Source organism: Carboxylicivirga caseinilyticus (assembly GCF_050589785.1).
Lineage (GTDB): Bacteria > Bacteroidota > Bacteroidia > Bacteroidales > Marinilabiliaceae > Carboxylicivirga > Carboxylicivirga caseinilyticus.
Genome location: NZ_JBNGOX010000003.1, coordinates 117899 through 142878 on the forward strand (window position 1 = coordinate 117899; position 24980 = coordinate 142878).

The following is a 24980-nucleotide window of genomic DNA, read 5'->3' on the forward strand; positions in this document are numbered from 1 at the left end:
CGATTTACGATTTCAGTCTCATTGCCAGGTATTTTGTAATGGCTGATTTTTGAAAGAATTGAAGGTTGGTTATATTCAATAAATTATTCTTAGGATGCCTGCTATCAATAGTTGACGATTAATTTCAGAGATTGTATTTACCTTGTTGTTTTGTATTTTAATAAATTAATAGGTGCTTAAATATAATTTAGAAATGTGATTGGTCGTTTGGATTAACATTTCATAAATTAACCCTAAGGCGGATACAATAATTTAGTTTAAGAATAAGGGAGGTATCAAAACCTCCCTTGAATGAAATATATTTAATGATTCTACTTCTTGATAATTTTTGAAGTCGATCCATTAACTGAAATAAAGTAAATACCTTTTGGAAGGTCTGCAATATTTACTGTACCACCAGATATTTGCACTTTTTTAGAAAGACTACCAGCAGCATTATAAATTTCAACAGGTTGTCCGGCTTCAGAACCTTGAATGTTTAAAACATCTATTACAGGGTTTGGATACACTTTAAGTGTGTTCACATTAACATGACTAATTGCAGTTGGAACATTTTCAGTAAGTGTAATGTCATCGAAAAGGAAAGTAGAGGTGGCAGAACCATCACCAACATTACCTAAATCAAATAAGAATGTAAGTTTAAAATTATCATTTGGTGTTCCTGAGAAATCCCATGATATTGTTTCCCATTCTCCTGTTTTTGTTGTGAAGGCTGGAACTTCTTTTAGCGTTCCTCCTTCGACTTTCATTGCAATTTTTGTACCAATTGGAGCTTGAGTAAAAACTTTCATTGAAATGATTTTATTGGTTGTGAAATCAATATTTCCACTTAAACCAAGCCAGCTGCCTGCCCAAACTGCTCCACCATTACGTACCATTTGACCTACTTTTCCCGAACCTTGAGGATTGTCAATAACTGTTGCAATACCTCCATCAAAATTATTGAAATCAGACGTTGTGGGAACAGATTCAAAATCAATAGGGAAGTTAATGTCAGCAGGAGGAACGGTTGGATCACCAATAACACCAGAAACATTATCAATATAGCTCACGCCATCAAAAGGATCATTTGCAAAGCCTGTAGAATAACAAGGGAAGAAAACCAATAACTTATATTGATCGTTTACTCCAACAGAAGTAAAATCAACTGTTACGGATTCCCATCCGCCACCATTTGTACTGAATGGAACTTCAACATTTCCACCGCCATTTAAAGACTGCTCCAGTTTCAGTAGAAAGTCCTGAGCGGATGCTGTGTAAATATCAAAAGTGATTGTTTTGGTTGATGTCAAATCAATGTAATTGGTAATTAATTGAAGTTGAGCGTTTTGCCACTTAAGGCCTGAGGATGAACTGGTAATTTCGCCAACTTTTCCATGTCCTGCTCCGGCAGGATCATCAACAACAGCAACAGAACTTAAACCACTATCTGCTTTCCAATTATCACCAACGGTAATATCAGATTCGAATGTTACTGGAATACTCTGAGCAAAAATTGTTGAATTAAATAATAAAACTAACAATAGACCTAGTAAAGCTTTTTTCATAATTCTTATTTTTAATTAGTTTCTACAATGATTTTGTTCTTTTTAATCATTGTTAACAAAACTATATCTGAATCTTTTTTTTGTGCTTTTTTTGACTACACTACCATTTACTTTGGACCTCATTATTACTACGTTTTTATTATCTAAATATTTTTAAATCAGATATTAATGACTTATTGCCTTATTTCATGTGCGATGGTTAATTGATAGTAAAATTTGTAGGTGATATTTTGAATAAAAAGCTCGATTAATATTGAGCTTAAATGAAGTATTGAGTAGTAGAGCAAACCTTTAGACAAAATTTATCAGATTGAATAGTAATGGATAATCTGAATCTATACCAATAGAATATAAGTTCTTATAGTTGGAATTGAATACAATATCTAATTCAAGTTGAGAATTTTTGGGAGAGTATTTTGTACTGAAAAATAAATACTAGTTGTTTTGAAGGAATTGATTTTTAACTACCTGAAAGGCTTTTTTGGGTTCTCTGTTAATTTTCACCAAGCCCCAGTACTCTTCGTTTGCAGTGCCGTCATAGGGTACACCACTACTATAAGGAGCAAATCCTCCAGGGGCTTGTGTATCCGGGTTGCCGGCTTTCCACCATTCGTCAATAAAAGAAAAAATTGTGAGACCGGAGCATATATCTTTTCTTGAAAATGTTTGTTTAAGAATATTTCTTAATGCATCAGCTTGAGCTGTTTCATTTTCTCCTTGTGTGTAGTTATCCCGAATGGTACTCATATAACTATCTGCACCAGCTTCTGAAAGGTACATTGGTTTTGTACTTAAACTATTCCATTCATCAAATACCTTAGCAGGATTATCCCATCTATACACATTTAGTCCCCAGATATCTATGTTTTTATTTTGCAAAAGAGTTATACTATCAGGCATTTCACCATGTGCTGTTGAAACAGGATGAGAAGGATCCGTTTCGTGTATAAGCTTTGCAGCATTATCCAATGCTTTGTACCAATTATTAATATCATTTTCAAACCATTCAGGATGATAATTGTATTCATTACCCAATTCCCAGAATAAGATTGCTTTATGGTTTTTATACTTCTTAATGTAATCGATAAAAGAACCTGAATGAATATCAAAAACGCCATTTTGGTTATATCCAAAACCTATTATGACTTTTATTCCTGCTGAATCAATTTTATCCAATACTTTAGTTGATGCTATTGGCGTATAGACTCGTATGGTGTTAATTCCAGCCTCTGTCATAAGCTTAAGGTCTTCTCTTAAATTCTTGAAATCTCTTGAAGTTTCACCTTTAGGTACTGGATTGTAGCATACTCCCTTAATAAAATAGGCTTTTTCGTTCAATAGTATTTGTCGGTTATCTGCTCTAACAATTTCTTTTTTTAGGGTTTCAGAACCTGTTAATATGAGTAAAGTGATTAAAAGTAGAAATTGAAATTTGAACATTTTTATAATGATTTATGAGTGAACGCCGGATATGTAAAGAAAAGTATCTGTTTGGATAAACTAATTTAAAGGATTACATAAACAATTACTTTTTACCTCACTTTTTCTACGTTTCAATGGAAGGTTCTTTATTATAGTGAAAGTAATTGTGATTTAGTCATCAGTAAATTTAAACTACAATACTTACTTTCTCATAAGTAACCATTCGGTTAAATTGATTGATGAATCGAGACCTATTCTTTTGCGTACTCTGTATCGTGCATTTTCCACACCGCGAACAGACATATTTAAAATTTGAGCTATTTCCTTACTACTCATATTCATTTTTAAATACGCACAAATCTTTAAGTCCTTGGGTGATAGGTTAGGAAATTCTTCTTTTAATTTCTTTAAGAAATTATTATGCGATTGGTCGAAACGTAATTCAAAATTCTCCCAATCCTGGTCTTCAATTTCATTTTCAATGAAGCTAATTAAACCATTTAGTTTTTTTGCAACTCTATCAGAAGCAAGAGAAGTGATACCGGATATTTTATCTTTTAATTCACTCAGCTTTTCATTTCTTAAAATTATTTGCATCCCAATTCCTGATAATTCCTCATCTTTACTAATCAGTTCTGCCTCGAGATTTTGTTCTTTTAAATGAGCTAATTCTAATTCTCTTAGCTGTAGTTGTTCATTGATAAATCTTTCTTTTTCCTTTTTAAATTTAGTCTTGTTAACTTTTAGAAATAGAATAACAATACCAGATAGCATGAAAAAATACAATAGGTATGCAAAAATGCTTTTATACCAGGGAGGAAGTATTGTAAAGCTAAAGGTTGATTCGTTACTAATTGACTGGTATATGTTTTTTGCTTTTACCCTAAATACATATTCACCTTCACTCAAATTTGTATATTCTTTAAATGACTCTGGTTTCCATTCTGTCCAGTCGTTATCAAAGCCTTGAAGAAATACCTGGTATCTAATATCGTTTGAATTTTCATAAAAAGCAGATGCATAGGAGAAAAGAAAACTATTTTTCGGAGAATATTTAAATTCATACTCATTATTAATGACAGTATCACATAAATATTCCAAGTTATCATTATAGATTAAGTTTTTACCTGGTTGAAGTTCAACTTTTCTTATCAGACAGTTCATTGGTAAAGAATGTATTAACCGAAAGTTAGAGTCATAAACAATAGCTCCATCTTTTGACCCGACGATCACTTCATCACTATTTGGGAAATAAAGATTTTCGAACCCGGGGATATAATGTTTGTTTAACTTATAAAATGGATTTTTATTAATTGAATAACTACCATTGGCATGTTTTGTAAGTAACCCGGTTTCACTACCCGTAATAAACCAAACATTTCCATTTTCATCTTCCTGTAATTTACGCCCTTGTTCCCAACCTATTAAATCTGATAATTCCTTATCAGGCTCCATTGTGTCTGATGTTTTATTGTATTTGTAATACCCGTATTGAGTACCAATCACTATTTGATCCCAAATTTTAAAAACAGAGTTATAGAAATTGGTAGGTAATCCTTTAAAACTATCATAGAAGGCATAAGAAGCTTTCCCTTCGAGATCATCTAAAGTAATACGAAATATTCCTTTATAACCGTGGGCCACCCAAATAGAATTGTCTGAATCGATTTCAATAATTCTGCTTGATTCGTTAAAACCATTGATTTTGGTTACATATTCATATTGATTGTTCTTCTTTTTGAATAGAACCAGACCGGAATAGGTTCCACCAATAAGCCATCCGGGATAATCAGGAAGTGTTTTTACCATCCATCCACCATCCTGATCAAAAAGAGGAACAATTTTGTTGTCAATAATTTGACTGAATCCACCAACATGCCCAATAATCAGTATGCTGTCAATAACATTAACCGACCAATTAATTTCGGGCAAACCAGGTAGTTTATTAAACTGATTCCTTCCATTGATCGGATTGGTTAAATCGCTAGTTGAGGTATATAAGACACCATTATGAGTTGCAAAATATAATTTGTCTTTAAAAATTGCAGTTGAGTAAACACCAATTGGATCTTTCGGATCAGGTATTATTCGTGAGAAAGGAGAGGCTAACTCTACTAAATCAATACCTTTTTTATTAGCAACCCATAAATTGTCGTTTTGGTCAGAAAACATACATCTTATTTCATGATTCTGAATGCCTTCTTTCGTTGATATCTGATTAATCAAATGACCATCTTTATCTAAAATACAAACACCGCCTGTTGATGTACCTATTGCATAATGACCATTGCGTCTTAAATGTCCGTTTAGTATATGACATTGATGATTAAAAATAACAGAGTTTGTCTGTAATGGATATACCTTATTATTTAATATGTAATAAATCCCGTTCTCATATGTGCCAATCAACAGTTGATCCTTCTTAAATGGCAATATAAAACGGATGTCCTTTCCTTTAAAAAAAGCACCTGCTTCAAATGGTATTAATTGGTCTGATTCTAAAAAATATATTTGTTCTTCATCATGAATGAGGATTTTCCCGTTTGCCTCAAAGATTCCGTTTATTTTTTTACCTGTTTGAAGAACATCAATTTTATGATCATGATAAATAAATATCGATTCCCGGGATTGAAAAATTACCCTGTTTTCCTGAAAAATAATATTAAAGATGATACCATAACTTTCATACCCTTTAGGTATGAGGTTAGTCAATGAAATAAAGTTTAAAGTTTTTGAATCACTACAATCAATGTAGCCAAAATCATCCTGCGCTCCGGCGTATAAACGATTATCTTTATTGATTGCCAATGATGTAATATTTGAACGGTTTGAGGCAATTTGAATAATATTCCAGTCTTGGCCATCAAACTCCAAAATACCAAATTCATTGGCAAAATACATTATGCCTCTCTGATCCTGAGTTATTGCAGAATTATTATTGGATACTTCATAATCATGTTCAGTGTAATTTGTGATAAATGGATGACCGGTTTTAATAGTGACAGCCTTAATTGATACTGAACTGAAAAGTATAAGTAAACTTAAAATATAGAACTTCATTATTACAATTAAAATGAACCTATTGGAATGATTCGAGCTGTAAGTTAATAAAGTTTTATGAATCCTTTAGTTTACAAAACAATTATACCGCATTCGTTAATAAATGACATTTGGGATGTTTAAGAAGATTGAAAATATTTATCTTTAATGATTTAAGTATTAGTAAATCAGCTCATTGATGGTGTGTTGATTTGGTTATGCTTATTTAATCAATAGAAAAATACTTACCAAAAGGGTAATGTACAAACTGATTTTCTTAAATAAAGAAGCAGGTAAAATTTGATTTAATCGCTTCCCAATAACAGTTCCAAGTAGTAATATAGGAGTTACATATAAGGAAGTGATCAGCATTTGGTTGCTTATCATTCCTAAATGATAATAGCCAATGATGGCTATTGTTGCCGAAACAATATTAAACCACGAGAATATCTCACGAAATTCCTGATTACTTACATTTGCCATATTCAGAAATAAGGCCAACGGAGGTCCGCTAACGGAGATGCTTCCGGTCAGGTATCCGATAAAGGCTCCAGCCAGCTTATACCATTTCTTTGAAATATTTAATGTGACGCTGCGGTTGATCAAGGTAATGATTGATAATAGAATAAAAAATACTCCTAACAGTTTCACCAAAAATCCTTCAGAAATTAATTTTAAAGTGATTACTCCAAGGATTGTAAAAACTCCACCATATATTATTAGTGTCTTAAACTGTTTATTCACCAGTTTCTTTTCTTTTTTCTGGAGGACAATCAGAATGGACGAAATCAGATTGCAGATCATCAATATCGGAATTAATTCTTTTGGCGAATACCAGATCATTAGCAAAGGCAATGATACCAATGCAAAACCAAAACCAGTGATGCCCTTCACTAGGCTGGCAAGTATTATAACCAGAAATCCTCCGACATTAAGCATAATTATGATGTTAAAACTATAAAAGAACCTACTCCAATTATTAACCACAATGTTATTCCCAGTACAAAGCTTCGATAGCCTGATTTTTTAATGCTTTCAAGTGAAAAACCTGAGCCAATTAAGAAAAGTGCCACTACAATTCCTCGTCTACCCAACCAGTTTAAATGAGTATAAGTTTCATTCATGGTAGGAAATAGATTAGCAATTGTAATGGCTAGGGCGAACAATACTATAAACCATGGGAAGTTAATTTTTCTTCCGCCCTCTTTCTTGTTAAATAGTGCAATAACTATCGATAATGGAATAATCCATAACGCTCTTATTAATTTTACTGTTGTTGCTATTTGTAAAGCTTCTGAACCGTAGGCAGCACCTGCACCTGTTACAGAGCTGGTATCATGAATTGCGATAGCAGCCCAGTTACCAAAAACCTCCTGACTCAGATTAAAATAATGACCAATAAATGGAAATATTAATAAGGCAACCGCATTAAGTATAAATACAACAATCAGTGCCATTGAACTCTCGTTTTCTTCACTTTTTAAGACTGGTGAAATGGCTGCAATAGCACTACCACCGCAAATGGCTGTTCCTGCGGAAATCAGCAATGCGATATTTCCTTTCACTTTTAATAAGCGTCCTAATAGAAGTCCGCTGGTCATCACAACTATTACCGAAATAGCTGTTTCAATAAAACCATTTTTTGATGCTTTGATTACTTCTGATAAACTCATGCCAAAGCCCATCAAAACAATGGAATATTGTAATACTTGTGGCGTATACTTATTAACTTTTTCGTGCCTGAAGCCTATGACTGATAATGCAATTCCTGAAACCAATGCTACAGCTGGTGTTATCATCGGAGTAAAACACAGGATGATAAAAAGAGGAAACAGAAATTGACTATATTTTTTGACATCCGTCATACGCTAAATTTTGAAACAAAAATAACGTTACGATATAATCAAAACAAATAGTAAAAATTTATAGTCAATAACTAAAAGTTATACTGATTAAGATGATTCATAAATAACTCTACTAAATGACTGGGTTGTCCCTGGTGAAGTGCAAAACGCAGTTTGCGGGGTATCTCAAAACCTTTAACCGATAATTGAACAAGCTGATTTAGATATATTTCTGTGGTAACCGCTTTATCAGATAAAACAGCAATGCCATCAAAGTCTTTTAAAAAGTTCTTAATGGCTTCTGTACTTCCCAGGTGTATAAGAGTATTTAAGTTTTCGATGCTTACACCATTATTTAGAAGTGCTTTTTTAATAACATCGAGAGTACCTGAACCTTTTTCACGAAGTACAAGAGGTATTTCTTTAAAATCAGCTAATGATATGCTTTTCTGTTTGGCATAAATGCTATCAGAACCTGTCACCACTATTAACTCATCATTCATAAATGGAAGGTACTTAATGCTTGATTGTGAAGATGCATTTTCAACCAGAGCCATATCAATCTCATTTTTCAGCAACAATTGCTCCATTTCAAATGAGTTCCCGTTTGAAAGATAAAGCTCAATTTTTGGATATCGTTTATGAAAACTGGCCATGGCTTTGGGTAGAAGATACTGAGAAATGGTTGAGCTGGCACCAACTTTTAACTCCCCAAGAAAACTGTCATTTATTCTGCCAATTTCAAATTCTAATTCTCTGTATTGTTGTTCAATTTTCTTAAGATGGCTATAGGTAAGTTTTCCTGCTTTTGTTAAATAAATTTTATTTCCCTTTCGATCGAATAAGGTAATATTATGTATGCGTTCTAATTCTTTAATATGTTTTGTAATAGCAGGCTGACTGATGAATAATTCTTCGGCAGCTTTTGAAAAGCTTAAGTTCTCAGCAACACTTATAAAAACTTTATCGCGGTAATCCATTCTTAATTTAACTAGGTAGTAAAAATACAATCTTTTTTAGGATTTGATCGTCTATATTTTTGATATTTTATTTATGTTATTTTATTTATGTTATATTATTTGATAATCATTATATTAACAATGAAACTAAGCATGAGAAAATTGTATGAATTTCCTTTGATAATATTGTAACCTTCTACCGTTCATTTCGAAGAAGGACTGTCAACTAAATTAAAAAAGTATAGGGGAAATGGTTAGATTTAAAAAGATGCAGAGTCAGTTATGGGTTACTCTGGGAGTACTGGTTCTAAGTATCATTCTGTTGGTTGGAGTTATCAATTATTACATGGTTCGAAATGCTTTGATTCGTGATGTGAGAGAAAAGCAGTTATTAAGTTTTGTTGAAGCTTCACAGAGTACAGTTCAATCGATGCTTGAAAAAGCACTTGAAACTTCCACTATATTAGCTGAAGATCCAACGATAAACAAATGGTTTATCAACAATGAATCCGATGATGAATTGAAGGATCTTGCATTGAAACGTTTGGATGATTTGCAAAAGAAATATGAATATTTCACAGTATTTGCAGTTAGTAATATTACCTATCATTATTGGCAGGAAGATTATAAATTATTGGATGTTGTTTCAAAAGAAGATCCAGATGACAGTTGGTTCTTTGGTTTTATTGACAATAAAGAAAAGGTAGCTTTGAATTTCGATTATAATCAGGAACTAGATCAGACTTTGTTATTCATAAATGTATTAATGGGAGATGGATCCAATCCTGTTGGAACTACAGGTGTCGGACTTAATCCTGAAATTCTTGTAAAGGAATTCCAGAATCGAAAATTAACTGCCAATAGTGACTTGTGGATGATTGATAGCAATGGTAAAGTGGTTATGGCTCAACATACCGAAGAAGTGAATTCATCCATTAATGAGTTTTTACCGGAAAGTATTGTAAAAGCTGTTTTAGGTGATTCGGAATCTGGTGTTATTGGTGATCAAAGCATTAACGGTACTAATAAAGAAGTAGCTTTTAGAAAAGTTGGTTCAACTGATTATAAGATTATTGCGGTAGCTCCAACTAATGAGTTAATTGATATTCTTGATCCAATCCGATATAATACCATGGTTTTTGGATTATTGTTTTTAGGTATTACTTTATTTATTGTAAGCTTTCTGGCAAAGAGTATTTCGAAGCCAATTGTTAATATTACAGGAGTAGCCAGGAATTTAGCAGATGGTCAATTAAATCAGAAGTTAGATAACAGGGTATTAAATCGTGTTGACGAGATTGGAGAACTGGGCAACGCTTTTGAATTGATGAAAATCAAACTTTCAGAAGTCATTGTAAAGGTTAGTAGCTCAGTAAATCTAGTTGCCTCGGGTGGTGAACAATTGAATTCATCTGCTATGCAATTATCTGAGAGTGCACAGGAACAGGCATCATCTACTGAAGAACTTTCAGCTTCGATGGAAGAGATGAGTTCTAATATTGAACAGAATGCCTTTAATTCGAAGCAGGCTGAAGAAATTGCACATCAACTATCAGAGGAAGCACAAAAAGGAGGGAATATCTTAAATGATGCAGTTAAGGCAATTATTGATATTTCTGAGAAGATTAAAATAATAGAGGATATCTCTAGACAAACTAATTTATTATCATTGAATGCAGCTATTGAAGCTGCCAGAGCAGGTGAGCAAGGTAAAGGTTTTGCAGTTGTGGCTTCGGAAGTGAAAAAATTGGCAGAAAGAAGCAGAGAGGCAGCTTTGGATATTGGTGATTTGTCAGGTTCTTCTGTAGAAATTGCTGAGAAAGCACAAGCTATTTTTAATGAGTTGGTGCCTCAAATACAAAAATCAGCATCTTTAACGCTTGAGATCAGTGCTGCTTCAAGTGAAATGGATAAAGGATCAGAACAAATAAATAACGCATTGATGGAGTTAGATAAGGTTACACAGGGTAACTCTCACGCAGCAGAAGGTATTTCTCAGTTAACTGATCAGTTTGCTCGCGAAGCTGAAGAGCTGCAATCAACAATTTCATACTTTAAAACCAAATAATATAGTTTTGATAATAGTTTCAGATTCGAGTAATATAAAAGTTTAAACGAATTGGAATGAAAGTATAATCTCCCGGATTACCATCTAGCATGTGATCCGGGAATTTTATTTTATCACGCTTCCTTTTTTCTTTGATACTTTTATTTTTGTTGTATGGATAAGCTAGTTGTTTTTGATCTGGACTTTACTTTGTGGGATGCCGGTGGTACCTGGTGTGATTGCACCAATCCACCATACAAAAGGGTAAATAATCATGTGGTTGATTCGTATGGTTCTCAAATCGTTTTGTATCCCGAAGTAAGAAGCATTTTGGAAGATTTGACGAGTGAGAATATAATAATGGCTTTAGCTTCAAGAACGAGTGCTCCATCCTGGGCTCGTCAACTTCTTGATTTATTTGAAATTGAAGACTTCTTTGCCTATCAGGAGATATATCCAAGTAGTAAAATAGCCCATTTTAATCAATTAAAAAAAGATAGCGGAATTCCCTTCAATAAGATGGTGTTTTTTGATGATGAAATGCGAAATATTCAAGAGGTTGGTTCACTTGGAGTGCATGCTGTGTATGTACGCGATGGAATAAATACTTCTATTGTAAAAAAGGCAATAGCCTCATTGAAATAGATAATTGAAAGATTTGAAGAATTTTGTCATTCGGGTAAAATGCCGACCTTTGCTTTACAATAAAAAGTGACTATGGCCACCGAATACAATCATATTGCAGAATTAACCAAAAGATATATCAATAATACCAACCGTTGTATTTTTCTGACCGGAAAAGCCGGAACGGGTAAAACTACTTTACTTCGCGAGATTACAGCAAATACACATAAAAATACAATTGTAGCGGCACCAACAGGTATTGCTGCTATAAATGCGGGTGGTGTCACACTGCATTCATTGTTTCAGTTACCTTATGGAACTTTTATTCCGGATAACAATATTCGTTTTTCTAATGAAACGTCAACGCAGATAAATACCCCGAAAAGCTTATTGAGTAAGATAAAACTTCATCAGGTAAAGCGAAATATGCTTAAAGAATTGGAGTTGTTGATTATCGATGAGGTAAGTATGCTTCGTTCCGATTTATTGGATGCCATTGATGCTATTTTGCGTTCGGTAAGACGGCAGCGCGACATTGCTTTTGGGGGTGTGCAGGTTTTATTTATCGGTGATTTATTGCAGCTTCCACCAGTTGTAAAAGAAGATGAATGGAGGTATTTATCCAATTATTACAATGGGTATTATTTCTTTCATTCTCTTGCCTTAAAACAACAGGCACCTATTGTTATTCAGCTTGAAAAAATTTACCGCCAGTCTGATGCACAATTTGTCAATTTATTAAATAACCTGCGCGACAATAAATTTACCAAAGCAGATGTTGATTTATTGAATAAATGTTATCAGCCCGATTTTGATCATTTGAGTGACAAAGGAAATGTTTTTTTAACTACCCATAATTACAAAGCTGATGATATAAATCGAAGAGCTTTGGGTGAACTTCCTGGTAAATCATTCGTTTTTAAGGCCCAAATATCCGGTGATTTTAATGAGTTTACTTATCCTATCGAAGAAAAACTGGTACTAAAGAAAGGGGCTCAGGTAATGTTTGTAAAGAATGATTACTCGGGCGAACAACGCTATTTTAATGGAAAGATTGGGACAGTAAATACGTTAAAAGATGATTTTATCGAAGTGACTTTTCAGGATGGATCACCATCAGCAATTGTGGAGACATATAGCTGGGAAAATAAACGTTTTTCGCTTAATGCTGAAACGGGTGAAATTGAAGAAAAGGTGATTGGAACTTTTACTCATTATCCAATAAAACTAGCATGGGCCATAACCGTTCATAAAAGCCAGGGATTGACTTTTGATAAGGCAGTAATTGATGTTTCGCAGGCATTTGCTCCTGGTCAGATTTATGTTGCCTTATCCAGGCTAACAAGTCTGGAAGGGTTGACTTTGACAGCTGCATTACCAACTCAAGGATTGGCTTGCGATCAGCAGGTAACCGAGTTTACCTCTCATGTTCAGCCAGCAGATACATTAACAAATGAATTGGAAAAGGCTACCATTCAGTATGTTTCGGAAATGGCCATGGATGCTTTTGATTTTGCATGGTTAAACAGTGGTTTGGCTTTTCATGTTGATTCGTATGATAAGGATGAGAAACGATCTGGAAAACAGCAATATAATCAATGGGCAGAGGATTTGTTACAAGAGTTTTTACCGTTGCGTAAAGTCGGTGATCAGTTTAAGCTTCAGATTAGAAAAATTGTTTTTGAGAATAAAACAGGCATGTTAGAACATCTTTATAAAAGAGTAGGAGATGCTAAAACATATTTTGAACCTCAATTAATGGCTTTATCAAAAAAGGTAAAAGAGCATGCTGAGGATTTGAAAGGAACTAAAGGATTAAAGAAATATCTGAAAGAATTGGATGAAGTAGATCGTTTATTCACCCGTCAGTTACAACATATATTTAAAGCCGAAATTCTCTTAAAATCTGCTATTGAAAAGAAAGAGGTTAACAAGGAATCATTAAAGGATATGCCTTTATTTGAGTCGACACAAAGTAGAACAAAAAGAAGTTCGACTAAACAGAGTAAAGAAACCAAGACTCCTAAAATATCGACCAAAGAAATAACCTACACTCTTTATAAGGATGGTAAAACCATTAAAGAAATTTCGGAAGAACGAGGTTTAACAGAGTCAACTATAGAAACCCACCTGGCACATTATGTGCAAATTGGCGATATAGATGTGTTTGATTTAGTAAGTGATAAAGTGGTTAAGAAAATTGTTAAGTACTGCAAAGAAAATGATATGCCATTGTTGAACGAAATTAAACATGCAATGGGATCGAAAGTTACTTATGGAGATATTAAGTTGGTATTGGCACATTTGAGTCAATAATGCGATTAGTTAATTTCTTTAAATATTATAGAGTTATTTATTTTTCCTTATAAGTGCCTATATTTACAGTCCCTTATATTATCTGACGATTTACGAAATCCAACTATGAAGAATAGGCTTCTTTTATTATTTGTTTTACTTCCTACGATTGTCTTCGGGCAATTGAACTACCAATATTATTCAAAAGCAGAAGTTGAATCAGATATTGATTATTTATCTCAAAAAGTTTGTGCCATTCATCCACTCATGTTAAAGGAAGATAAAATTAATTGGTGGAACAGTAAGGTACATGAGATTAAAAATGAATTGCCTGATAGTCTTACTCAGAATGAGTGCTATTTGTTGATGGCTAATCTAATGGCTCATTTGGAGGATGGACATAGTGGGGTTCAGATTCCTTTTGATCAACGAAAGATTTATACGGAAGCAGGAGGTTTGGTATTTCCGTTTTATGTAAAGATACAAGAAGGTTCAATGTATGTGGATTACTATTGTGGAAATGACTCTGCTTTATTTATTGGAGGAGAAGAGATTTTAAATATAAATGGCATTAATGTCAAAGAGATAATCGAGAGGATGGAAATTCTTTTTGGAGATAAATCTTCTTATTTAAGGCAAAAGCAGATTGCATCTTATTTTAGGTTTCTGATATGGATAGTTTATGGTTGGGAAGGTGATTATGATTTATTAATAACCAATAGTAAACATCGTATAAAACACGTAAAAGTTCAGGGTATTACCAGTGATGAGTTTTTACTTAATAAAAATCGTAATAGTCAGGTAAAAGAGAAACTTTTTGCATTAGAATTAGACGAATCAAATTCAATTGCCCAGATGACCATAAAATCATTTGGAAAACTGGATGAGTTTTGCACTTTTGCCGATAGTGCATTTACCTTAATAAATAGTAAAGGTATACGTAATCTCATCATTGATGTAAGAGATAATGGAGGTGGTAGAAGCGTAGTAGTAGATTCGCTAATGAATTATATTACCGATCAGAGTTATGCACAATATAAACTGATCGAAACAAGGGTAAGCGAGGAATTATTAAAATATTATCAACTAAACTATCCTGATAAGTACGAGATGCTAAAACAGTCAAAATCAGATAGCCTTAATCTGATTCCTGTACAAATAAAGATACCTCCTTTTAAGTCGAATCGTTTTATGGGAGACTTATATTTACTCATTAACAAAGGAACAGCCAGTGCAGCTTCTACTTTTGCCGGAGTCTTTAAGAACTGGAACCTAGGAACAATTGTTGGCGAAGAAACAGGAGGTAAATCAGAGTTCTACGGTGATTATTGGTTTCAGGAAACTCCGGTTACCAAAATATCATTTTTTGTTGCGCCTAAAAAGTTTACTCAGTTTGGCGGTGATAGCCCAGAAGAAGGAGTAAAACCGGACTATAACCTTGTTGACAAAAAAAATATGATTCTGAATTTCGCTTATGATTTAATCTTATATAATTAATTATTCAAGCTTGAATTCTCATTTCACTCAACTATATTTTATATTTTTTGTTCTAATTGACAGTTAAGAAAGATAGTAATAGTGAGGAATGCTATTTTAATGAATAGCGGATAAATAATATTGAAATGCAAAAAGATTACTTTTCATTTCCTAATAGTTTTACTAATATTTTACTCGAAATAAGGAGCTCGATTATTAATCAAGTTTGGATTGGGTTGGTAATTTTTATTTTGCCTATTACACTATACGATATTTACTTGTTCTGGGATGGTTTTAATATTCAATTTTTTTATAAACTTATTCAGGCTGTTATCATTATCGTAATTTCTATATGGAGGAATAGTTTTAATATCAGTTTTAAAGTTGGAGTTTTTTTGACTCTTCTTTATTTTTTGATTGTCTCAGGATTTTATCGATTTGGATTTTATAGTAGTGCAGGCATTTTTATTGTAGTTTTTGTAGCAATAGCATTCTTATTTCTGCGTTTTAAATTATTTGTTCTAACCGTTTTAATAATCTCATTTAGTTATATTTTTTTAGCATCATTATTTGTAAAAGGTGTTATAACGTTAGACTATACAAGAGCTTATTTTTCATATAGTCATTTAAATTGGATTGTTGATTTACTGATTATCTTTTTTATATCCTATGTTTCTGTTTTTTCGATGTTTAAGTTCTTTAATGCTTATAAGATTGAATTAATGAATCATATTAATACTGAAGAAAAGATTAAACATACTTTAGAGTACTTGCCTGTACCGGTTGCAACTTTTAATAAGAACCGGTAAATAACTATGGTTAATAAGGAGTATGAAAAGTATTTTGGATATAGTATAGATGAAACGCCAACCATTGAAGATTGGATGATTAAATTATATCCTGATGCTGATGAACGAAATAGGGTGTGGAAAGAGATATTAAATGAAGTTAAATCTTTTGAGGTTTTTCGTGAAAATGTCATTGAATATGAGATTACTACAAAATATAATGGTAAGAAAAATGTTCGTGCACATTATACTTTAACCGAAGATGAAGTCATATGCACCTTGATTGATCAAACGGAAAGGCTTAAAAAAAGACAGGAAATAATTGAAAGTATTATTACAACAGAGAAGAAGGAGAAAGAACGTATTGGTCGTGAGTTACATGATGGATTGGGGCCTTTATTGACAACTGCCAAAATCTATGTGCATAGTCTGAATGATGAGAAAGAAGTTAATGAGGAATATCTTAGCAGACTTAATCAATTGCTGAATGATGCGTTACATGAGTTACGAATGCTTATTAATAATGAGAGCCCACATATATTGAAACAATACGGTTTAGAAAAGGCCATACAAACATTTTTGCAAAATATTAATAGTGTGTCTGGTATTAAAGTTCACTTGGAGTCTTCAGCTCTAGAATTTAATAAGGAAATAATTGAATTTACACTGTATCGTGCTATTTTAGAGTTGATTAATAATACATTAAAATATAGCAAAGCCAGTCAAATTAGCATTAGTATCAAACAAATAGATGATAATGTTACTGTAACCTATTTGGATAATGGAATTGGTTTTGATTATTTTGAAGGAATAAAAAAGGGGAATGGTTTGAATAATATACACAATAGGATTGACAATGTTGGAGGCAAGGTTATCTTTGAAACAGAGCCAGGTAGGGGGGTGAAGGTTGTTATTCAAATGAATGTAAATAAAGATCTATGATTCGGATATTACTGGTTGATGATCACGCAATTGTAAGGGAAGGTATTAAGTTGATTGTTAATAAAATCAAAGATTTTATCATTGTTGGAGAATATTCTAATGGGTTGGAATGGATAAATAATTTTGATGCCGTTAAATCTGATATCGTTTTATGCGATATTGATATGCCTCAGATGGATGGAATTCAAGCAACTAAACAGGCGTTAGCAATGGATCCTGACCTGAAAATAATGATTCTTTCGATGCATATGGAAAGCGATTATTATTATGACGCTCTTTTAGCAGGTGTTAAAGGTTTTATTTTAAAACAGTCTTCTTCTACTGATTTAGAGAAAGGTATTCGTAGAGTTTTTAGTGGACAAACTTTTTTTTCTGAGGAACTGTTATACAAAGCCGTTATAGAGAATGAGGCTGATAGGAAAAAGAATAATAAAATTGAATTAAATGAAGATGATTTGATTTTGTTAACCAATATTTGTAAAGGATATTCGAATAAGCAATTGGCTGATGAATTGTGTGTTAGTATAAAAACCATTGAAAAGAATAAAAGTAAGCTAATGCGAAAAACTGACACTGTAAATAATGCAGGATTAATCGTTTGGGCAGTTAAAAGTAAGATAGTAAAATTATAACAATAGGGTTTACCCTATTTATTTTTAGGGGTATTCTTATATAGATTAGTGTTCTCTTCCAAACTATGCCATACTTCCATCGTTAAATTCAACATGGAAGAGAATAAAAATTTTTCAGTAATTATAGCTGATGATAATCAAGATTTTATAATTGGTCTTAAAATCCTTTTGTCAAAATTTAAACACCTACAGATAATAGGTGAAGCTAATTGTGGTATTGACCTTTTAAAGCATCCTAAATTATTCTTGGCCGATATAGCAATTATTGACATCAATATGCCTGATTTGAATGGTATCGATGTTGGTAAACAAATAAATTTTATAAATCCAAGAATTAAGTTGGTTGCAGTATCTCTTTATGAGGAAGAGGTTTATTTACAAGACCTAATTACTTCAGGTTTCAGAGGGTTCGTAAGTAAGGTTCATGTTGCGAATAAAATAGGCGATGTTTTAAATATAGTTAGTGATTCGCAATATGCATTTCCACATCAAATTAAACTAATGTCAGATAAATAATCAGGAGATAATTAAATATTTGAAAAAATGAATGAATTTATTAAACAAGGTATAATTGCCATTGCAACAATCCCTGTTGCTTATTTACTTTTAAGAATAATATTTCGTAAATCAATAATGTTTACGTTTAGTTTCTACATAGTATTATTTATTCTATTTATAAGTTATACATCCTATTTTAAACCTTTATTACAGGGTTGGCAATCCTTTATTGTTACGGTTATTAATATAACAATAGGATTTATTGTATTTAGTTATTTAAATAAATTGCTTCGTAAACCTTTGGATGAAGCTATCAAACAAGCAAATCATTTGGCAAATGGTGAAATCAATATTCATATTGAAAAAAGTGAATTGAAAAATGAGTTGGGTGTACTAACGAATTCACTATTTAATCTGAAATCTCAACTAATGACCATTATAACTGATACACACAAAAGTATTAGTAAATTTGAGGAATTGGCTAAACAGCTGAAAACTACATCTATTCATGTAACCAGTGGAATAAATGAGCAAGCATCTTCTTTAGAGGAACTTTCTTCAACAATGGAAGAAATGGCTAGTAATATAGCCAGTAACAATTTAAATTCTCAAAAAGCATCACAATATGCTTCAGAAACACAAGAGGAAGTTATTGCTGTGCACGATGCGTCCATGAAAAGTTTGACTGCAGTTTCTTCTATTGCTCAACAAATAAATATGATAACTGATATTGCTTTTCAAACAAATATATTATCACTAAACGCAGCAGTTGAGGCTGCAAATGCTGGTGCAAACGGAAAAGGCTTTTCGGTAGTTGCAGCAGAAGTTCGCAAACTGGCTGATAAAAGTAAAGAAGTAGCTGCATCAATCTCCAAAGAAGCTGAAAATAGTTTGCAACTTACACATTTTGTTGGTGATAGGTTTAAAGAGGTAGTGCCGAAAATAGAAAAATCAACTGAATCGATTCACGAGATATCATCTGCCGGTCTTCAACAAAATGCAGGAATTGAACAAATGAACGAAGCAATGCAGATTATATCACAAAAAGCTAACGGAGCAACTTTTATTGCAGATCAAATGATGAATAATTCGACTGATATTGAAGATGAAGTTATAATTATAAAGAAAAATATCTCCTATTTCAAAGTTTGATTAATTGTTTTACAAGGAAATTAGTATAAAGGTTAGTCTCGATCATTTTTGGGATTAACCTTTTTTGTTTTTTACAATTTAGTAAGCTTTATTTCATGAATAGTTGATTCATATTGTGTAATTTGCATTGTTGTCAATTACTGTTTATTATGAAATATATTAATCTAATTATTGTATTTTCTTTTGCGTTATCGTCTGTTGTTGGTCAGGGAAAAGAAAATTTAGTTGAGACAGGTACTTATCAAAAGACTGAATCTATTTTGCAGGCCAAAGGTTTTGTTTTTAACGATGCAAATAAGAATGGGGTAAAAGATAACAACGAGAAGGGAATTGGAGGTGTGTTGGTATCAAATGGAATTGATATTGTTAAAACCGATAAGAAAGGAAAATACGAGATACCTGTATCGGATGATGCGGTCATCTTTGTAATAAAACCTGCCGGATGGATGACACCATTGAATGAACATAATTTGCCCCAGTTTTATTACCTACGTAAAGAAAAGGGATCGCCTGATAATTATAAATATAAAGGAATAGCACCTACTGGAGAATTGCCCGATCAGATTAATTTTCCTTTATATCCGCATCAGGATTCTGACAATTTTAAAATACTTGTATTTGGCGATACGCAACCATATAATTTGGAGCAGGTTGATTTTTTAGCTGAGGATATCATAACAGAACTGGTTGATAAAAATGATATTCTTTTTGGGATGACAATGGGTGATGTGGTCGGAGACAATCTGGATTTATATAAACCACTAAATGAAACCATCAATCAGATAGGTATTCCATGGTATAATGTAATGGGCAATCATGATGTGAATTATATGTCGCCCGATGATAAACAGTCCGATGATACTTTTAAAAGGGTTTACGGGCCTTCAACTTATGCTTTTGTTTATGGTAAAGTGCATTTCATCGTTTTAGATGATATTCTTCATCACGAAGAAGTGGGTTCAACAAAGTATGAAGGTGGATTAAGACCAGAACAACTAACTTTTGTAAGTAATTATTTAAAAGAAGTTCCCAAAGAAGATCTGGTAGTGCTTAATATGCATATTCCATTTGATTTACAGGGAAGAAGTTTTCGCTCTGCCGATCAGGATCAATTATTTGATTTATTAAAAGATTTTCCAAACACTCTTTCAATTTCGGGTCACACTCATTTATTAAACAATTATTATTTTAATACAACTAATAGTAGCTGGCAACAAAATATGCCTCATCACCATTTTAATGCTGGCGCAACCTGTGGAAGCTGGTGGTGCGGATTACGTAACGAAAATGATGTGCCACATACAATGATGAGGGATGGAGTGCCCAACGGTTATGCTTTTGTCAATTTCAATGGAACGGATTATGTAATTGACTGGAAAGTCGCCGGAAGTGCTGAAGATCATCAAATGAACATATATGTACCACGAGGTGTAGTCGCACATTCATCAGATACAACATTACTAACCGTCAATTTCTTTAATGGTTGTGAACAGTCGCAATTGAGGTTTCGGATTAAAGGACAAACAAACTGGAAGGAGATGAGGAGTGTTGAAAAATTTGATCCTTATTACGAAAAGATAGCACAACGTTGGGTAAATTTTAAAAAGATTAATCTGGATAAAGTATGGTTGGCAGATTCAACACTGACTGTTCATGATTTTCCGGGATCTCCATTGATTGGGCCAGCTAATACGACTCATATTTGGGAGGCAAATATAGGAACTGATTTTGATGCAGGAAGGTATATTATTGAAGTAGAAGCAAAAGATCGATATGGAAGAATGTTTAAGGCATATCAATCATTACGTATTGAAGATAAATAGTATTCGAATGTTGTTATTAATGTTTTAGTTATCATTTGCTGCGACGGGAAGTTCCAGTGTAACTGTTGTTCCTTGTCCTGGTTCGCTTTCGAATCGTATTGAACCATTTGATCTTTTTACTAAATCACGGCACAATGCGAGGCCCAGTCCGGTACCTTTTTCATTTTTGGTACCCGGTTGAGATTCAACAATAATTGAATTTGAAATTTTATCTAATGTATCTTTCTTTATTCCTGAACCATAATCTTTTATTGACAATACTATCTTTTGATTTTTAATCAAAGTACTTATTTGAATTTCACCTTTAGGCTCTGAAAATTTAATAGCATTTGAAAGAATATTTCTTGTAATGGCCATGAAAGCATCTTTGTCAACAAATACAAGCTCGTCACTTTTTAGTTGAGTCTTTATTTTTATTTGCTTCTGTTCTGATGAAGGAAATACTTCAGAAAAAGCTTCCTGAATGAGTGTGTTGATTGAATAAGGTGAAGGATTTAATACTAAAGAGTTAGTCTGAGTTATTGACCAATGTAACAGATTCTCAAGAAGTTTATAGGTAGACTCAGATGCCAAGTGAATTTGTTTATGAAATTCTATCAAATCATCTTCCGTCAAGAACTTGCTATCTTCAACCAGAACTTTTGATAGTCCAATTAACACCGAAAAAGGTTGACGCAGATCATGTGCGATGATCGAGAATAGTTTATCCTTAGTCGCATTAGACACGGTTAACTCTGATAAAGCCTCTTTCTTAGCTTTATTTAAAGTAATAAGTTCGGAATTTTGATTTACAACTTCTTTATAAAGGTTATCGGTGCGGCTTTTTTCTTCAGCCAGTTTGGTTTTGTAGTAAAATTCTTTAAACCTCGCTTTTTCACTAAGAATACTAACAGCGATAACTCCGATATATATTACCAATGGGTTGATGAATTCAACAGGTTTGGCAGAGTATAGAGGTATACCGTAAACTAAAGCCAAAACGGATATGGTTAATGGTATTAAATAAACCAAAATTATGGAAAGAAAGCCTTTTATAAAGAAATATGAACCAACATTTAGCATTATGAAAGCTGTAATACCTGGATTTATTAGGTTATGCTTAATGGTGATGGAAATAATTCCTAATCCCATAAATAGCATACTTAATACATAGAGGTTATTACTAATAACAACAAGTTTTCTTTTTTGCTTAAGTGGTGAATATTGAATAACTATTAAGAAGATAATCATTACTATCGCAGGAATGCGTGTGTAAGTTAATTCCGGTATTTTACGAAGGTAATGATCGGTAAAGCAATAAGTTATAAATACTGTTAGCATAAAAGGCAGCAATACCTTATAATACTTAAGTATTAGTTGAGGAAGAAACTGATAATATTTTTCCAGAATAATCTTATCAGTTTCTTTATCAGAAAGATAAAATCTTCTGGCAAGACGTTTTAATACCATTTAAATATAATTCGATTTGAAACTGCGGCGTTGGGATGTCTTGTGGCATCAAAATTATAAAAAAATCAAATGGTATTTAAATTTATGGACTTTACTTTAAATTGTTTTGATTAATAAAGGTTTTACGTCGATTTTATGAGGCTATTCTTTTTTTACGAGTGATATTTTTGAGTTTTTAAGATTAGAAAAATCAATTGGAGCTTGGTATAATGCATGATGCAGCTCATTCAACATTTCACGCAATGGAAAATTGTCAGGAACTTTGGAGAAATCAATCTTATCGATGGCATCGGGGGTTGCATATACACCAGGTACCCAATGGTTAGGAGTCTTCAATTCTTTATAGCGATATTTTGCAAAGGCAAGCAAATCGTAACATTTCCATAGTTTACGCCAATGAAGAAGTAATGGAATGTCCAGTTCCGATGGATCCTCTTCCAGTTGGTAAGCGTCAAAAGATGCATAAGGATCATCGTTTATCATTTGATCAAGGTTGAATTTAATCTTCTGATCAGATTCTTTTAAAGGAACATGGGTTGGGAAGATTCCTTTCATTTCTTCAAAATGGGCTAATTCAGTCATCCCAAACGATAAAGTGTGAATGGCAGGATTACTCAAACAGAATCGGGCATTCCATTGAATAGGTGTAGTGTTGGGAATTGCTTTTTTTATTTTTTCAGGAGCCTTGTATAACTGACCACCTTTGTCGTTGGGAGAAATAATAAAAACACCCATATCTTTTTGCTGAGCTAGTTTTACTGCAGCCTCATTACGTTGATAGAAATAGTAATAGTGAAGATTAACAAATTCGAAATATTCAGTATTAATGGCATTTAGAATCGTTTGTAGAGGAGCATGAGTACTAAATCCAACATGTTTAATGATGCCCTCTTCTTTCATTTTAAGTAGCTCTTCAACCGGCCCACCTGATTTGCATGCAGATTTCAACAAATCGTCAGTGTTAATACCATGCCATGCGTAAAAATCAAAATAATCTGTTTTCAGCGTTTTTAGTTGTTCTTCAACCAGGCGTCGTGTTTCTTCTGCAGTATTCGGATTTCCTTTTGTCATCAGGTAATAAGAAGAGCGATCAATTTTTAGTTCATCGTTCAATGACCGACCAAAAGCAGTTTCACTTTTGATATAACCGTACGCTGTTTCAAAATGATTGATGCCACTTTTAATGGCTTGATCTACTAATTGATTACAATGATCCTGTGTATCAGTTGGAATTTCTTGTCTGGGGTTATCCCAAACATGCTTAAAACGCATTCCACCCAATGTAATCACACTAATATTCTTATTTGTTTTCCCGAATCTTCTGTATTCCATTCCTTCTTACCTGATTTTTGTGATGCAAAAGTACTTGAAACATCAACAAAACTGAAATATGAAGGTTCATATGTGTTATTTATTTGTGTTTATAAAAATCACTCTGTTATTTTTGTTAAAGTAAACTAACATCGACATTTATCATGCATATAGCTATAATAGGAACCGGAGGAGTTGGAGGATATTTTGGGGCTAAATTGGCACAGGCTGGTAATAAGGTAACATTTGTGGCCAGGGGAGAACATCTTAAAGCGATTCAGGATAATGGACTGATCGTAAGAAGTATTGATGGCGATTTTCGAGTGGAAGATATTAAGGCAACTGATAAGATTCTGGATATTAAAAATCCTGATTTAATTATTACAGCTGTTAAAGCATGGCAGATAAAGGAAGTTCGTGAGGATATCAATAAAATTATTCATTCTGATACAATGATCTTACCGCTGCAAAATGGAGTTTTAGCTGCTGAAGAATTATGTGAGGTGATTAATCCTTCCCATGTGTTAAATGGACTTTGTCGCATTATTAGTAAGATTGAGGCTCCCGGTGTCATTAATCATTTTGGAGTCAGGCCTGAAATTGTTTTTGGTGAGATGGATAAACCTGATAGCAAACGAATGAAAGGCCTTTCTGAATCGTTTGATAAGGCAGGTATTAATTATAAAGCCTCAAGAGATATTGAGGCCGATGTCTGGAAGAAATTCATTTCTATTTGTGTAAGTGCGCTGCTTGCAGTAACTAAAACAACCTATGGTGAGATGTGTGAATTAAAAGAAACACGTCAGATGATGATTAATTTGCTAAATGAGGTTTATGATTTATCACAAAAGAAGGGTGTAAATATTAAACCTGATTTTATTGATAAAACGGTATCCTTTATTGATTCCTTTCCATATAAATCAACTTCTTCTTTAACCAGGGATGTATGGGAAGGCAAACCATCTGAAATTGAATATCAAAACGGAACTGTTGTGAAACTTGCTCAGAAATATGGAATTGATGTTCCGGTTAACCGTTTTGTTTATAACTGTATATTGCCAATGGAGTTAAAAGCCAGAGGACTAGGTTTGAATGGGAGATGAATGTTTGAAATAAGGTAGAATATGAACAA

The 24980-nt window shown here is 33.0% G+C and carries 19 protein-coding genes; 11 read left to right on the forward strand and 8 right to left on the reverse strand.

All coding sequences use genetic code 11. The annotated features are described in order from the left end of the window. Positions 1–311: 311 nt before the first annotated feature. From ACRD62_RS02395 to ACRD62_RS02420, 6 genes are all read right to left on the reverse strand, one after another. Entirely contained in the window at positions 312–1547 is a 1236-nt protein-coding gene (locus tag ACRD62_RS02395) for a T9SS type A sorting domain-containing protein (protein ID WP_430818518.1), read from the reverse strand. Between the two features lie 435 nt (positions 1548–1982). Continuing rightward, positions 1983–2987: a glycoside hydrolase family 2 TIM barrel-domain containing protein gene (locus tag ACRD62_RS02400; protein ID WP_430818519.1), complete on the reverse strand. Its 1005-nt coding sequence runs from the start codon at positions 2985–2987 to the stop codon at positions 1983–1985. Positions 2988–3170: 183 nt separating this feature from the next. Continuing rightward, on the reverse strand, positions 3171–6029 hold the full coding sequence (locus ACRD62_RS02405) for a ligand-binding sensor domain-containing protein (protein WP_430818520.1): 2859 nt from the start codon (positions 6027–6029) through the stop codon (positions 3171–3173). 201 nt (positions 6030–6230) lie between these two features. After that, a complete protein-coding gene (locus ACRD62_RS02410; RefSeq protein WP_430818521.1) occupies positions 6231–6947 on the reverse strand; it encodes a sulfite exporter TauE/SafE family protein in 717 nt (238 codons plus the stop codon). Positions 6948–6949: 2 nt separating this feature from the next. Next, positions 6950–7873, reverse strand: a complete 924-nt coding sequence (locus tag ACRD62_RS02415; RefSeq protein ID WP_430818522.1) for a YeiH family protein — start codon at positions 7871–7873, stop codon at positions 6950–6952. Between the two features lie 71 nt (positions 7874–7944). Next, a complete protein-coding gene (locus ACRD62_RS02420) occupies positions 7945–8832 on the reverse strand; it encodes a LysR substrate-binding domain-containing protein (RefSeq protein WP_430818523.1) in 888 nt (295 codons plus the stop codon). Positions 8833–9061: 229 nt separating this feature from the next. On the opposite strand from ACRD62_RS02420, the gene ACRD62_RS02425 reads away from it, so the two are divergent. From ACRD62_RS02425 to ACRD62_RS02470, 10 genes are all read left to right on the forward strand, one after another. After that, positions 9062–10879: a methyl-accepting chemotaxis protein gene (locus ACRD62_RS02425; protein WP_430818524.1), complete on the forward strand. Its 1818-nt coding sequence runs from the start codon at positions 9062–9064 to the stop codon at positions 10877–10879. A 153-nt stretch (positions 10880–11032) separates the two neighbouring features. Beyond that, complete coding sequence (locus tag ACRD62_RS02430) at positions 11033–11503, forward strand: magnesium-dependent phosphatase-1 (RefSeq protein WP_430818525.1); 471 nt, start codon at positions 11033–11035, stop codon at positions 11501–11503. A gap of 72 nt (positions 11504–11575) precedes the next feature. After that, positions 11576–13798, forward strand: coding sequence for a helix-turn-helix domain-containing protein (locus ACRD62_RS02435; RefSeq protein ID WP_430818526.1), 2223 nt, complete (start codon positions 11576–11578; stop codon positions 13796–13798). A 105-nt stretch (positions 13799–13903) separates the two neighbouring features. Next, a complete protein-coding gene (locus ACRD62_RS02440; RefSeq protein WP_430818527.1) occupies positions 13904–15274 on the forward strand; it encodes a S41 family peptidase in 1371 nt (456 codons plus the stop codon). Positions 15275–15399: 125 nt separating this feature from the next. Continuing rightward, positions 15400–16062 (forward strand): hypothetical protein, encoded by a 663-nt coding sequence (locus tag ACRD62_RS02445; protein ID WP_430818528.1) that lies wholly within the window; start codon positions 15400–15402, stop codon positions 16060–16062. 6 nt (positions 16063–16068) lie between these two features. Then, on the forward strand, positions 16069–16983 hold the full coding sequence (locus ACRD62_RS02450; RefSeq protein ID WP_430818529.1) for a sensor histidine kinase: 915 nt from the start codon (positions 16069–16071) through the stop codon (positions 16981–16983). Continuing rightward, on the forward strand, positions 16980–17615 hold the full coding sequence (locus ACRD62_RS02455; RefSeq protein ID WP_430818530.1) for a response regulator transcription factor: 636 nt from the start codon (positions 16980–16982) through the stop codon (positions 17613–17615). Before ACRD62_RS02450 ends, ACRD62_RS02455 begins: the two co-directional genes overlap by 4 nt. Before the next feature lie 93 nt (positions 17616–17708). Next, positions 17709–18131, forward strand: a complete 423-nt coding sequence (locus ACRD62_RS02460; RefSeq protein ID WP_430818531.1) for a response regulator — start codon at positions 17709–17711, stop codon at positions 18129–18131. A gap of 27 nt (positions 18132–18158) precedes the next feature. Further along, positions 18159–19265: a methyl-accepting chemotaxis protein gene (locus tag ACRD62_RS02465; RefSeq protein WP_430818532.1), complete on the forward strand. Its 1107-nt coding sequence runs from the start codon at positions 18159–18161 to the stop codon at positions 19263–19265. 149 nt (positions 19266–19414) lie between these two features. Then, a complete protein-coding gene (locus ACRD62_RS02470) occupies positions 19415–21088 on the forward strand; it encodes a calcineurin-like phosphoesterase C-terminal domain-containing protein (protein WP_430818533.1) in 1674 nt (557 codons plus the stop codon). Positions 21089–21112: 24 nt separating this feature from the next. On the opposite strand, the gene ACRD62_RS02475 is transcribed toward ACRD62_RS02470, so the two are convergent. Then, on the reverse strand, positions 21113–22537 hold the full coding sequence (locus tag ACRD62_RS02475) for a sensor histidine kinase (protein ID WP_430818534.1): 1425 nt from the start codon (positions 22535–22537) through the stop codon (positions 21113–21115). 141 nt (positions 22538–22678) lie between these two features. Continuing rightward, positions 22679–23869 carry an aldo/keto reductase gene (locus ACRD62_RS02480; RefSeq protein ID WP_430818535.1) on the reverse strand — a complete coding sequence of 397 codons (1191 nt, stop codon included), beginning with the start codon at positions 23867–23869 and terminating at the stop codon, positions 22679–22681. A 143-nt stretch (positions 23870–24012) separates the two neighbouring features. Here ACRD62_RS02480 and ACRD62_RS02485 point away from each other — a divergent pair, with 143 nt between their 5' ends. After that, complete coding sequence (locus ACRD62_RS02485; protein ID WP_430818536.1) at positions 24013–24951, forward strand: ketopantoate reductase family protein; 939 nt, start codon at positions 24013–24015, stop codon at positions 24949–24951. Positions 24952–24980: the final 29 nt, after the last annotated feature.